The 13785-nt window shown below is 54.8% G+C and carries 11 protein-coding genes; 7 read left to right on the top strand and 4 right to left on the bottom strand.

The genetic code is table 11. The features are described from left to right. Positions 1 to 414 precede the first annotated feature (414 nt). From PanJK_RS19090 to PanJK_RS19070, 5 genes are read left to right on the top strand one after another with little or no spacing between them, the layout of a single operon-like run. Entirely contained in the window at positions 415 to 1662 is a 1248-nt protein-coding gene (locus tag PanJK_RS19090) for an extracellular solute-binding protein (RefSeq protein WP_265302056.1), read from the top strand. Between the two features lie 9 nt (positions 1663 to 1671). Next, complete coding sequence (locus PanJK_RS19085) at positions 1672 to 2580, top strand: carbohydrate ABC transporter permease (protein WP_256698485.1); 909 nt, start codon at positions 1672 to 1674, stop codon at positions 2578 to 2580. Next, complete coding sequence (locus PanJK_RS19080) at positions 2570 to 3409, top strand: carbohydrate ABC transporter permease (protein WP_008108069.1); 840 nt, start codon at positions 2570 to 2572, stop codon at positions 3407 to 3409. The genes PanJK_RS19085 and PanJK_RS19080 overlap by 11 nt, the downstream gene beginning before the upstream one ends. Further along, complete coding sequence (locus PanJK_RS19075; RefSeq protein WP_265302204.1) at positions 3409 to 4353, top strand: carbohydrate kinase family protein; 945 nt, start codon at positions 3409 to 3411, stop codon at positions 4351 to 4353. The genes PanJK_RS19080 and PanJK_RS19075 overlap by 1 nt, the downstream gene beginning before the upstream one ends. Positions 4354 to 4356: 3 nt before the next feature. Beyond that, entirely contained in the window at positions 4357 to 5442 is a 1086-nt protein-coding gene (locus tag PanJK_RS19070) for an ABC transporter ATP-binding protein (RefSeq protein WP_265302052.1), read from the top strand. A gap of 370 nt (positions 5443 to 5812) precedes the next feature. On the opposite strand, the gene bamA is transcribed toward PanJK_RS19070, so the two are convergent. Both bamA and PanJK_RS19060 read right to left on the bottom strand, forming a co-directional pair. Next, positions 5813 to 8245: an outer membrane protein assembly factor BamA gene (gene bamA, locus PanJK_RS19065; RefSeq protein ID WP_265302050.1), complete on the bottom strand. Its 2433-nt coding sequence runs from the start codon at positions 8243 to 8245 to the stop codon at positions 5813 to 5815. A 215-nt stretch (positions 8246 to 8460) separates the two neighbouring features. Further along, positions 8461 to 9870 (bottom strand): MFS transporter, encoded by a 1410-nt coding sequence (locus PanJK_RS19060; RefSeq protein WP_210080063.1) that lies wholly within the window; start codon positions 9868 to 9870, stop codon positions 8461 to 8463. Between the two features lie 115 nt (positions 9871 to 9985). Between PanJK_RS19060 and PanJK_RS19055 the strand changes: the two genes are divergently transcribed. Beyond that, on the top strand, positions 9986 to 10840 hold the full coding sequence (locus PanJK_RS19055) for a helix-turn-helix transcriptional regulator (RefSeq protein ID WP_008108064.1): 855 nt from the start codon (positions 9986 to 9988) through the stop codon (positions 10838 to 10840). A gap of 4 nt (positions 10841 to 10844) precedes the next feature. Here PanJK_RS19055 and PanJK_RS19050 read toward each other — a convergent pair whose 3' ends face one another. Beyond that, positions 10845 to 11828, bottom strand: coding sequence for a glycosyltransferase family 32 protein (locus PanJK_RS19050; protein WP_265302041.1), 984 nt, complete (start codon positions 11826 to 11828; stop codon positions 10845 to 10847). Positions 11829 to 12163: 335 nt separating this feature from the next. Here PanJK_RS19050 and PanJK_RS19045 point away from each other — a divergent pair, with 335 nt between their 5' ends. Further along, the gene (locus PanJK_RS19045; RefSeq protein WP_265302202.1) at positions 12164 to 12871 is read left to right on the top strand and encodes a phage antirepressor KilAC domain-containing protein; all 708 of its coding nucleotides are present in this window, start codon (positions 12164 to 12166) and stop codon (positions 12869 to 12871) included. Between the two features lie 38 nt (positions 12872 to 12909). Here the strand turns inward: PanJK_RS19045 and PanJK_RS19040 are convergent, their stop codons facing one another. Beyond that, on the bottom strand, positions 12910 to 13401 hold the full coding sequence (locus PanJK_RS19040; RefSeq protein WP_265302039.1) for a GNAT family N-acetyltransferase: 492 nt from the start codon (positions 13399 to 13401) through the stop codon (positions 12910 to 12912). Positions 13402 to 13785 lie beyond the last annotated feature (384 nt).

The following is a 13785-nucleotide window of genomic DNA, read 5'->3' as shown; positions in this document are numbered from 1 at the left end:
AATCACTTTCTGATCGATCTCACAGTCTCAGCAAATAGCAAAGATGATGGCCGCGCAGGCCACCATAAGAGACCGAATCCCAGCGCAGTGCACGCTAAAGTCGCAGTGCTGCGCTGTTTTGCACCAGAATAATGCAACTAAAAAAGAAATGGCCCCCCAATCTCTGGCTGCTATGCAAATTCGACGTCACAGCAACTTCTATGATCAGCCACACAATTTACAACCTGTTTACATGACAGCGGTAAAAATCCGTGCAAAGTAGTGTCCAGTGGCAAATGAGATTTATGCCTTGGCACATCAATTGCATAAGCTAACCGATGTCAGCCGGAGCAATCTGACAACCTGTGCGCGTTATTAAATCCATCAAATTGATTTAATAAAACACCCTCTTTTTGCATCAAGGCGGAAAACACCATGAAAATCCGATTCAACCCAGTCATAAAAGGATGTTTTGCAGCGGTTCTGTTAGCCAGCGTGGGCAACGCAGCGGCAGCAACCACGTTGAATGCGCTGTTTATGACGCAGGCGGCGTATAACGAAAATGATATCCGCGCCATGACGCAGGAGTTTCAGAAAGCGCACCCGGACGTGCAGGTTAATCTTGAGTTTGTACCGTACGAAGCGCTGCACGACAAAATTGTTGCGGCGCGTGGCGCGGGCGGCAACGGCTACGATGTGGTGCTGTTCGATGCCATCTGGCCGGCAGAATTCACCAAGTTCGATCTGTTGCAGGACGTCAGCAGCCGCATCAGCGCCGACGAAAAGGGGCAGATTTTCCCGGGCGCAATGAACACCGTTGAGTTCAAAGGCAAAACCCTCGGCATGCCGTGGATCCTCGACACCAAATATCTCTATTACAACAAAGCGATGCTGGAGAAAGCCGGTATCACCACCCCGCCGCAAACCTGGCAGCAGGTGATGGATGACGCGCGCATCATCAAGCAGAAGAACATCGTGAAATATCCGCTGGTATGGAGCTGGTCGCAGGCCGAAGCGCTGGTGTGCGATTACACCACGCTGGTGTCGGGTTTCGGCGGCAAATTCTATAACAATGACAAACTCGATTTCTCCTCACCGGCCTCGCTGCAAGCGGTGAAGCTGATGAAAAGCTCATTGGATGAAGGCTTGAGCAATCCGGCTTCCCGCGAATATCTGGAAGAAGATGTGCGTAAAGCCTTCTCCAACGGCGATGCGGCATTCGCGCTCAACTGGACCTATATGTACAACATGGCCAACGATCCGAAGCAAAGTAAGGTCGCCGGTCAGGTGGGCATCGTTCCCGCGCCAGGCGATGCGCCGGGTAAATTCGGTGCGGTGAATGGTTCAATGGGCCTTGGCATCACCAAAGGCAGCACGCACGCGGATCAGGCATGGCAATACATTCGCTACATGACTTCACAGCCGGTACAGAACCAATACGCCACGCTGAGTCTGCCGATCTGGAAAAGCTCGTATCAGGATCCGGCGGTGCTGAAAAACCAGGAAAGCCTGATCGCGGCGGCGGATAAGTCGCTTAACGTGATGCTGTCGCGTCCGGAAACCGCCGACTATTCGCGTCTCTCCAACACGCTGCAGCAGCAGTTGCAGCAGGTGCTGGTGGGCAGCGCAACGCCAGATGCCGCGCTGCAAGCGGTAGATAAGAGTGCGGCGCGTCTGCGCTAAGGGGCAACAATGCTGAGTTTGCGTCAACGCGAACAACGGCAGGCATGGGTGCTGCTGGCACCCATGTTGTTGGTGATGCTATTGCTCACCGCATGGCCGCTGTTACGCACCATCTGGCTGAGTTTCACCGATGCAGCCCTGATCGGCAGCGGTGAAGCGCCGGGCTGGATTGGCTTTGAAAATTATCTGTTCGCCATCACCGATGCGGATTTCCGCAGTTCGCTGTGGCGCACGCTCTATTTCACCGTGGTGTCGGTGGCAATTGAAGGCGTGATCGGCGTGCTGATAGCGCTGTTGCTAAACCAGAAATTCGCCGGTCGCAACCTGCTGCGCGTGCTGGTGATTCTGCCATGGGCGCTGCCAACCATCGTTAACGCCATGATGTGGCGTCTCAATTTCAACCCGGATTACGGCAGCATCAACGCCCTGCTCACGCAGTTAGGCATCATTGATGGCTATCGCAGCTGGCTGGGTTCGCCGGATTCGGCGCTCAACGCGGTGATGTTTGCCGATATCTGGAAAAACTATCCGCTGGTGACCTTGCTGGTGCTGGCGGCACTGCAATCGATTCCCGACGATCTGTTTGAAGCCGCACGGCTGGATGGCGCGTCGGCGTGGCGGCGTTTTCGTGCCATCACTTTCCCGGCGATTGTTGGCCCGCTCAGCGTGGCGCTGGTTCTGCGCACCATCGACGCCTTCAAAATCTTCGACATCATCTACGTGATGACACGCGGCGGGCCAGTCGATAGCACCAAAACCCTGAGTTTCTACGTTTATCAGGAGTCGTTTAGCTACTTGCGGGCCGGCAGCGGCGCGGCTTACGCCATGTTGATGACCTTGCTGTGCGCGGTGCTGATCACGCTATACATGTTGTTACTGTGGCGGCAGCGCCGCAAAGGAAGCGCTCATGAAGGTTAAAATGCGCCATGTTGGCAAATACGCCGCCGCGCTGCTGGTGGCGTTCTCGGTGCTAGCGCCGATGGGCTGGCTGTTTTTGATGAGCGTCAGCGCCGCCAGCGATCTCACCCGCGTGCCGCTCGAGTGGCTGCCGCGCCAGTGGGATTTCACCCGCTACGGCAAGCTGTTGTCGCTGGAGCCAGGCCAGCCGGGCGTGCTGTTCCTGCATGCGCTCGGCAACAGTTTGTTAGTCGCCACAGGCGCGACAATCATCTGCTTGCTGCTGGCGATTCCGGCGGCGTTCAGCTTCTCGCGCTATCGCGGTCGCGACGGCTGGCTATTCGCCTCACTCGCTATCTATATGGTGCCGCCGGTGGCGTTCGTGCTGCCGCTCTACTTCCTGTTGCAGCAGTTCGATCTGCTCAACACGCGGCCCGGATTGATCATCGTCTACTGCTCGCTGATTTTGCCGTTCCTTACCTGGATGCTGAAAAACCAGTTCGATACGCTGCCGCAGGATATTGAACAGGCGGCGCGCCTTGATGGCCTGCGTGTCTGGCAAGTGCTGCTGCGCATTACGCTGCCGCTGGCGAAGCCGGTGTTGGGTGCCGCCGCGCTGTTTGGCTGGCTGCTGGCGTGGGACGAGTTTTTCTATGCGCTGCTGTTTACCAGCAACATCGCCGCACAAACCTTGCCGGTCACCATTGCCGGATTCACCGCCGGGCGCGCCACCGATGATGGCTTGATCGCTGCCGTCGGCATTCTGGCGTCGGTGCCACCGCTGTTTATTGCCATCTGGCTGCAAAAGACGCTGGTCAGCGGCCTTGCCAGTGGCGGGAGTAAAGGATGATGGAACATAAACTCACCGCCACGCTGTATGTGGTGGGCAATATTAATGTCGATTTGATCATGGGCACGTTGGATAACTGGCCGCAGCGCGGTACCGAAGTGATGCTGAATCACAGCGAACTGCGTCCGGGCGGATCGGCAGGCAACTGCGCGCTGGCGCTGGAAGCGATGCAGGTGCGCCATCGCGCGGTGGCTAATCAGGGCAACGATGGCCTGAGTGCCTGGCTGGCGAGTCATTTTCCGCACAGCGCCGCGCACTGGACGCGCTACAGCTGCGAAACCTCACTTACGGTTGGCGTGACGCATTCGGATCACGAGCGATCCTTCCTGAGTAATCTCGGCCACATCGTGCAACTCACCGCGCAGGATGTGCTGGATCAGCTGCCTGCTCAAGCGGCTAACGGCGATATCGTGCTGCTGTGCGGCACCTTTTTGTGTCTGCATCTGTATGACGAATATCCGGCGCTGCTTTCAGAGTTACAGCAGCGCGGCTTTATCACCGCCGTCGATACCGGCTGGCCGCCGCAGGGCTGGACGGACGAGGTGCGCCAGCAAGTCACGCAATGGCTGCCGCTGTGCGACTGGCTGCTGCTCAATGAAGTGGAAACGCTGGGATTGGCGGCGAAAGACGAGTTGCCTGCCAGCGCGCACATGCTGGCGCAACAGCTGAGCGGACGCGGCGGCTGCGTGGTGAAATGCGGCCCCAAGGGCGCGCGTTGCTGGCAGGCCGAGCATGCAGTGAGTCAGCCAGCGCGTCCGGTCACGGTGGTGGATACCATCGGCGCGGGCGACAGTTTTAACGCTGGATTCCTCACCGCCCTGCTGCATCAGCAAGATCTCACCACAGCTTTGCAATGGGGTATTTCGGTGGCGTCACTGGCTATCAGCACCTTGCCGCGTCGTTATCCTGACTGGCATCAACTGCAACTTTCCCAGGAGTTTTAAATTATGGCCAGTGTTGAACTCGTAAAAGTGGCCAAACGCTACGCAAAACAGTCGGTGCTGCATCCGCTCGATCTCACCATTCCTGACGGCAGTTTTACCGTGCTGGTGGGCCCATCCGGCTGCGGGAAGTCGACGTTGCTGCGTTTGCTGGCCGGGCTGGAGAGCCTGTCGGATGGCGCGATCATGATGGATAAAGTACAGATCAACGATCGCGATCCCGCCGACCGCGATATCGCCATGGTGTTTCAGAGCTATGCGCTCTATCCGCACTTAACCGTGGCGGAGAATCTGGCGTTTCACATGCAGGTGAAAAAGGTGAAGCGCGAGGAGCAGCAAACTAAAATTGCGCGCATCGCCGGGATTCTCGGCATCGATAAGCTGCTGCAACGCTATCCGCGCGCGTTGTCGGGCGGACAGCGTCAACGTGTGGCGATGGGCCGCGCGATGGTGCGAAATCCCAAAGTGTTCCTGTTCGATGAGCCGCTGTCGAACCTTGATGCGCAACTGCGCATGGAGTTGCGCGCCGAGATCAAATCGCTGCATCAGCGTTTCAAAACCACCATGGTTTATGTGACGCACGATCAGGTTGAGGCGATGACGTTGGCCGATCAAATTGTAGTGATGAAAGATGGCCGCATCGTGCAGCAAGGCGCGCCGCTGGCGATTTACGATCGTCCGGCGGATACCTTTGTCGCGCGTTTTATCGGCTCACCGCCAATGAATCTGTTACCGGCACACTTGATCGCCCGCGATGGCGTACCCGGCGTGCAGTGTCAGGATCTGTGGCAGCCGCTGCCCGCGCGCTGGCAAGCGGCAGCGCGCGAGCGTGCAGGCGCAGCCGTGACGCTCGGCGTACGCCCGCACGATCTGCTGGAGACCAACAGCAATGCCGCAGCGTTGGTGAAAGTCGTGGAGATCACCGGCGAATCAACTTTGCTGCATCTCGAATGGCACGGTCAGCCGCTGCATATGCAGATTTCTGGCCGTCACGCGGCGGTGAGCGGCGACAGCATTATGCTTGGCTTCAACGCTGAGAAGATTCATCTGTTTGATGCTGAAACGGGATTAAGATTGGTTGAGTCGCTTTAAGTTGGTGCTTAGGCCAGAAAAGGCCCGCCCGATCGCAAAGAAACCCTGCATCCATGCAGATCGGCCTCGCCATCCATGGCTCGGACCCTTTGCTCTTCGGGCTGGCCTTTCCTGACCTCATCGCTGCGATCGCACGTATTTGCACATTCCGTAGGGTCGCCATTTATGGCGACCTCTCTTACAAATAAAAAAAACCACCCAACATTGGGTGGCGAAATAAAATTCATCATATGCATAACAACGATATTTGCGAACACTCATTCCTTAAGCATTTCACGACTACTATTTTACCCTGCTGGCTATTTTATTCTGTCTTCACCGTTTAATGATAATGTAAAACTCATCTCATCATTTAACGCTTTAAATACAGCTACCAGGTTTTACCGATATTAAACTGGAACTGCTCCGACTTATCGCCCTCATATTTCTTTATCGGCAAGGCATAAGAAAACACCAGCGGACCCAACGGTGATTGCCATTGCAAAGCCACGCCACTCGACACGCGAATCTGGCTGGGATCGCCATAATCAGGAATCCCCGCCGCTTTGGTGGCCGCGGTGTTCTGCCAGCTGGTATCCCACACGGTGCCGGCATCGACGAAGAAAGAGGTGCGCAACGAATCGGCATAGCGCTCGCTGATAAACGGCGTTGGCACAATCAGCTCTGCGCTCACCACCGCCATCGCATTACCGCCCACCGCATCATCTGATTTCTCTACCGGGCAAGTCCCGTAACTGCTTTCGCTACCGCTGCAGCGGTAATAGGCGGCTTTTGGCCCGATGGTGTTGGAGGAGAATCCGCGTACTGAGCTAGAGCCGCCCGCATAAAAGTTATCGTAGAACGGCACTTCTTTGCCGCCTAAGCCGTCGGCGTAACCGGCTTTACTGCGACCCATTAACACCCAGCGATGATCGCTGCTCAGCGGCAAATAGCCGTTGGCGGTCAGCGTGCTTTTGTAATAGCTGTTAGTGGAACCTGGAATCGTCACTTTGGTATTGAAACCGGCGCTCACGCCCGAGGTGGGGAAGAAGCCGCGATCCAGTGAGTTGTAGCTCCAGCCAATATTCCAGAAGAAATCGTTGGCGGTAAATTTGTCGGCAACGGTGGCATCGTCATCGTCGTCATCGCTGGTGATGACTTTTGGATGCATGCCCTGCGAACCCAGATAGCGCCACATTGCTACCTGCGGCGCCATATTGCTGACGCGGTTGTAGACGTAATCCAGCCCGCTGTTCACGCTGCTGTTTTCACCGATCGGGAAACTTAAGGTGCTGCCCGCGCCAAAGCTTTTCAGCGTGTATTCAGAAAGATCGTTATCTTCCGCGCTGTAATCGTTGTAGAACAGCTTGCCGCCCAGACTGACGCCATCCACGGTGAAATAGGGATCGGTGGCGGCGATTTCGACATAGGTTTGATAACTGTTTTTGGTGCCGCTAAAACTCACAGTGTTGCCGGTGCCCATCCAGTTATCCTGGCTGACGCCAAGCTGATAGCTGATGCCGCTGTCGGTGCCGTAGCCCAATCCGACATTAAAGGTGCCGGTATTGCGCTCCTTCACTTTATACACCACGTCCACCTGATCCGGGCTGCCCGGCACGCGCTGTGTATCCACATCTACGCTTTCAAAATAGCCGGTACGATTAAGCCTTGCCTTGCCCTGCTCCACCTGATTACTCGCCAGCCATGCGCCTTCCATCTGACGCATTTCACGACGCAGCACCGCATCTTTCGAAGTGTCGTTGCCTGAAAAACGCACCTGCCGCACCGAGAAGCGTCGCCCGGCATCGACATTCACGTGTAACTGTACGGTTTTATCGCTGTCGTTAATTTCCGATTGGGTATTCACCTGCGGGAACGCATAGCCGTAACGACCGAGCAGGCTTTTAATCGCCTCTTCGTTTTCAGTGATTTTTGCCCCGCTGTATAAGGTGCCCGCTGGCAACTGCGCCAGTTTTTCAATCTCGGCGGAATAGCCAGCCATATTTCCCGTCAGTGTTACGCCGCTAACATGGTAAACATCGCCTTCATGAATATTTATCGTAACGTAGATATGTGTTTTATCCGGCGTTAAACTGACTTGTGTGGAATCAAGATTGAATCGCGCATAACCACGATCAAGATAATAACTGCGCAGCGTCTCTAAATCGCCCGAGAGTTTCTGCTTCTGATATTTCTGGTCGGCGATGATATTCCACCACGGCACATCGTCGCGCAGCTGGAAATGCGAAATCAGTTCATCCGATGAAAAAGCCTGGTTGCCTACAATATTGATCTGCTGAATTTTTGCTGACACGCCTTCGGTGAAAATGAACTTCAGATCGACGCGATTGCGCGGCAACGGCGTGACGACTGCCTTGACGCTGGCAGTGTATTTTCCGGCGCTGTAGTAGAAATCTTCCAGCCCTTTTTCCATATCCGATAGCGTGGTGCGATCCAGCGCTTCTCCCACGCGCACGCCCGAGGCATCGAGATTCTGCTTGAGCTGATCCTCTTTAATCGCTTTGTTGCCAGAGAACGAGATGCTGGCAATCGCCGGGCGCTCTTTGACTTTAATCAGCAGCGCATCGCCATCTCGCAGCACCTGCACATCGTCAAAATTGCCGGTGGCGAACAGCGCACGGATGGTGTTGCGAATATCATCATCATTGACGCGATCGCCAATACGCAGCGGCATATGCAGCAGCGCCGCGCCGGGTGCAACGCGCTGGAGCCCAGCAAAGTGAATATCCTTTAGGGTGAAATCATCTGCACCAAAGGCGGTGGTGGTTACCATAAAAAGTAACCCGGTTAACATCTTCTTCATCTGTTGTGAGCCTGCCGTTTTTCCTGTGCCTGATTCAAGCGCCCTGCTTCCGCACCACATAAAAAACGGGCTGAACACGCGGTTCAGCCCGTTAACTGCGGCGATATGTTCCGGAAAAAAGACCGCTGAGCCAAAGGTTAATTCAGCGCGACTCACGGATTTTCGGTTGTTTTACAATAAGGTGGAACGCTCCTGCTGAAATCTGCTCACAAGAATTACCCTTCCGCCGTTACCGGCTGAAACGTACGGCGATTGAGGCTGGTGAAAATCACCAGTAATGCCATCATCACCAACTCAACGCCAAGCGTACCAGTGATCGCCGCCAGATGATTACCGTGCGTGTAGATCTGTGTGAATACGCCGCCCAGCAGCATCGGGCCTAATCCCAGCGCCGATTGCTGCACCGTTGAAAGCACCGCGCTGCCCGCGCCCGCCTGATGATGCGGCACGCCGCTCATGCCAATGCGGTAGAAGGTGCTGACAATAAACGACTGACCAAAACCAATCAGTACCGTCGCGGGGATCAGCGTGAAGATGCCGACCTGCGGCCAGGCGAGTTGCAGCGTGGCGATCAGCGCCAGCAAACCCACCATCTGAATGCCGCAGCCCATCAGCAAGGCACCGCGCTTACCTAAACGCTCGACGATGCGCGTCGATTGCATCGCCCCGATAAAATAGGCCACGCCCAGCGCGATAAACGCATTGCCGGACTGGAACGCCGTCAGCCCCAAACCGGCTTGCAGCGTTAGCGCGACCGAGAACATAAAGCCGCTCCAGCAGGAGAAGAACAGCACCGCCAGCGTCAGGCCAAATCGCACGCTTGGCAGACGCAGCAGTGAAGGCGGCAGCAGCGGCGCGCCGTTGGCCGCTTCCAGACGCAGCGAACTCTGGCGCAGACGATGCAGAAACAGCGGAAACAGCACCAGCAGCAAGATGCACGGCCACGACCAATGCAGCAGCGGACCGAGCGCCAGTGCCAGCATCAGGCAGCCAATCGCGCCTGCCAGCAGCAAGGTGCCGCTGACATCCACCGGCACGCGTTGGGTGTTCTGCGTTTCCGGCACAAAGCGGCGCGCGGTGATCAGCACAAACAGGCAAATCGGCAGGTTGATCAGGAATACGCTGCGCCAGCCGTAGCCGCCGATATCCGCTTTGATAAGAAAACCGCCCAGTACCTGACCGATGATAAACGCCAGCCCGCCAATGCCGCCGTACAAACCGATGGCGCGTGCATGCGCTCTGCCCTTCAACGTAATGTGCAGCGTGGCGAGAATTTGCGGCACGATAAAGGCCGCGCCCACGCCTTGCAGCGCGCGGGCAAACATCAACAGGCCAACGCTATTGGCGATGCCGCATAATAAAGATGCAATACCGAAGATCCCTACTCCAGCGAGGAATACGCGGCGGCGGCCATAATTGTCACCGAGCCGCCCGCCCATCGCCAGGCAGATGGCAAAGGCGATGCCATAGACCGCGACGATCAGCGCCAGCTCGATCGCCGTGGCCTGCAGCGTGTGGGCCATCGCGTCTAACGCTACGTTAACGATAGAAAAATCAATCATGGGCAGCAGTTGCCCGGCAAGCAGGACCATCAATCCTGTGCGTTGAAGTTGCGATGTCTGCATCGGTTTTACCTTGTTTTTGCTGTCAGTACGGCATAGCATCACCTAACCGTTAAACGGGTACCAGTTCTTGTTTATCATGGTATAAATACTACCCGTCTTGTCGAAGGATCTGCTTATGAGCCTGGCATCCGCGCCTGTTACCACCGAACAAAACAACCGCAAATTACTCGGCACTTTTCTGCGCACGCGCCGCGAAAACCTCGATCCTAATCGGCTTGGTTTGCCGCGCATGCGCCATCGCCGCACGCCAGGTTTACGCCGTGAAGAAGTCGCGCAGTTAGCGGATGTTGGCGTCACCTGGTATACGTGGCTGGAACAGGGCCGCGATATCAAAGCCTCGCCGAAAACCCTGACGGCGATTGCCAGCGCGTTGCAGTGCAACGATGTGGAAACGCAGCACCTGTTTTCGCTTGCCGGACATGCGTTGCCTTCGGTGCGCGTAGTGGCAGCCTGCTGCAAAATTGCCGCGCACAATCAGCAGATGCTTGACGCTATCCAGTTACCGGCGATTATCGAGACGCCGCGCTTTGATATCCTCGGTTACAACGCTGCGTGGTGTGCCCTGATGGGCGTGGATTTAGCCGAGATCGCACTGGAAGATCGCAACTGCATCTGGCTGGCCTTCAATCATCCCGCATGGCGCAAAGCCATCAGTGACTGGGATGAAGTGATGCCGCAGATGGTAGCGATGTTTCGCGGGCAGATGGGCGAGCACCTTGGCGATCCGCACTGGGAAAGCTTTCTTGCCCGCCTGCTGAACAGTTCAGATGAGTTTGCGCACACCTGGCAGCGCTATGAATTGGGCCAGGTGGAGAATCGCGTGAAACGCTTTTACCGCGACGAAGTGGGTGAACTGACGCTGCGGCAAAATAACTGGTGGTCAGCGTCCCGTAACGGCGATCGCCTGCTGGTGTATGTGCCGGACGATGAAACCAGCGCCGCAGCACTGCAACAGCTGATCAATCCTTAATGCGTTATGCCTTGCTCGTCAGCGCCGGAAGCGGCGTCTGCGGGCGGGCACTAGTCAACAGAATCTGACCCAACAAGCTGTCTTTGTTCACCACGCCATATTTCAGATTGGTGTCGAGATATTTGCGATCAAATCCCGTCAGTTTGGTGAGCGGCGGCAACACTGCTGGCAGACGATCTACCATTAGCATGCGGCTCAGCTTCACCGGACGCCACTCCACCAGACTTTGATACAGCAACGCGCTGGCCTCGCATTTACGCAGATAGAAGTTGTACTGATTATTCTCACGCAACGCCTGCTGCTGCGCGATATACACCACCAGATAATCCGGTGGCGTGATGCCTTGAACAATGGTTTCGTAATCAGGCAGCGCGAGCAAACGACGGAAAAATTCGTCGGCGCCCACTTCGACAATCGGGCGGAAAAAGTGCAGCCAGCGCGCAATAAAGGCGTTATTTTTCGGCGCGGCCAGGAACCAGGACTCAATCACCGGATAGGCTTTGTCTAGCGTCGAACTGTCGCGATAAAAGGCGATCAGGTCATAACGATCGTCAACATTCACCGCCAGCAATTCGTCCATTGTGCGGTTGAGAATGATGGTGGCATCCATCCAGATTCCGCCATAGCGATGCAGCAACTCCAGCCGGATGACGTCACTTTTATGCGAAGGACGCATATCCTGATGCACGAAGTGCAGGTCGGGCAGATAGTGCTGAATGTTCAGGTTATTAATGACCGTGACCAGATAACCGGGATTTTCACGCGCGATCTTGTCGACAAAAATCTGCACTTCTTGCGGCAGCGTTTCGCTTTCCCAATACATCCAAATCTGACGCGGAATGGCCGCAGGTGCGGTCTGGCGCGCAACCAAATTAATATCCTGCTCTGCGGTGGGATTGTAATCGGGCAGCGTTTGGCGTTTGGTCAGCTTTTTTTCCGCCAGTAAACCTAATGAGACCAGATGGGTTTTAAATTTATTCTTTTTCATCGTTTCTCCAGCAGCATAGCCGCCAGTTAACTACTTATTGCTGTTAAAAAGGCACACATCAACCCTGCACGTAATGCTGCAGAAAGCCGATAAAAGCCCGGAAAATTGGCTCAAAACTATCAAACAGCCCTCATCGCGACAATTTAATAAACCGTGAAAACCTCACTTTAAGAGAATACGCAGGGATTGCGTGAAACTGAGCTGGCTTTGTGAAACGTTACGCAAAGCTGAACATCTTGCGTGAACGGTTAAAAATAACACTGGATATATAAACAGTGTTACGTATACTTATTCAACAGCTACAAGGCTGAGTAAGTCTGCAAGAGGTGATAATGATGATGATCTCAACGGAAAGTCTGTCTGCTTTGAATGCATCGATGATGATGAGCAGCCGCGAAATTGCCCATGTCACGGGCATTACACACGGTGAAGTGAAGCGCCTGGTGAAAAGCCTGGAAACCGCACAGCGGCTTTCCCAACCTTTGACGGTGAATCTGTATGAGCATCAGGGTGAAATGCGTCAGGAGTTTCATCTCAACAAACGCGATTCATTACTTGCCGTTGCCCGGCTTTCGCCTGGCTTCACTGCGGAATTACTCGATCTTTGGCAGCAGCGCGAACAATTTACTCATCTGCCTGATTTCACCAATCCGGCGGAAGCGGCCCGCGCCTGGGCGGAGCAGTTTGAGCAGCGTCGTGCTGCTGAACAGCAACTCGCGTTGTCTGCCCCCAAGGCTGAATTTTTTGATCGCTTTGTTGAGATCGAAGATTCACTCGGCTTTCGTCAGCTGTGCAAGATGTTGAAGGTCAAGGAAACCGAGTTTCGTGAGTTCCTGTTAGAACGCAATATCATGTATCGCGAAAAAGGCACGCTGGCACCGCAGCAACACCATATGCAAGCGGGTTATTTCACCTTGCGCTCTGGGCGTGGCGAGAATCAGCATGCTTTCTCACAAGCGCGTTTCACCGCCAAAGGTGTGAAATGGGTGGCCAGTTTATGGGTGGGACATCTGTCGGCTCAGCCGAAAAGTGTGGCTGCGTGAGGTAAGATTCGGGCCGCCATGAATGGCGCCCCGACGAATTACAGCGTCATCAGCATCTCATGCCACGCCATACCGCCGTGGTCTGACTCGGACGGTTTGACGTACTGATAGCCCCATTTTTTATACAGCTCAACATGCTGGGTTTTACACATCAGATGAATGGTTCGCTTATCCATTTTCTTCATCAGGTCGATAAACTGGCGCATCAATAACGACGCATAACCTTTACCCTGATAAGCGGGGTCAAGCACCACCGACATAATGACGGCGTTCGGTGCTGCGGGATCGTGGCCGATTAACTCTTTGAACGCTTCATCCGACATCACCACATCCCACGCGCTACCGGCGTTGATAAAACCAATCACCTTGCCGTCGGTTTCCAGACATAAAAATCCCTGCGAATACTGCGCGATGCGGGTGGCAATCTTTTCTCGCGTGGCGGCTTCATCACCTTCGTAAGCCTCAATCTCAATCGCGTAACAACGATCCACATCGGCCAGCCTGGCTTCTCTAAATACTAACGTCGACACAACTAAACCTCTTCAAGTCACTTCTGAACGGCGGTCATTCTAACAGGCCGAATGTCCCGGTGCGTATAAATGCGCACCCTACGAAAAACGCACCGACCCTTATGATATCGACTCCAGCCTTTTCCCAAACTCGAAATTAAATCTATTACATTTTTATAATTTCCAGCGCCTTTTTTACGACATTTTTACGGGTTGGTCGGCTAAATTAATTTCATCGACAGCCCTGAAGGATTCGGAGAGGTAGCGCGAGATGAAAAGTATCGAATTTACTAACAGCGGTTCAATTAATAGCATATCTGCGATTTCTAACCCGGTGGAACAACAACGCATTGAAATATTATCACTCCGCAAAGGGTGTAAAGGTGCGTTCTCGATAAATACGCA

Origin of the sequence: Pantoea sp. JK (assembly GCF_026130245.1) — a bacterium.
Classification (GTDB): Bacteria; Pseudomonadota; Gammaproteobacteria; order Enterobacterales; family Enterobacteriaceae; genus Pantoea; species Pantoea trifolii.
This window is presented reverse-complemented; position numbering and strand designations above follow the sequence as displayed.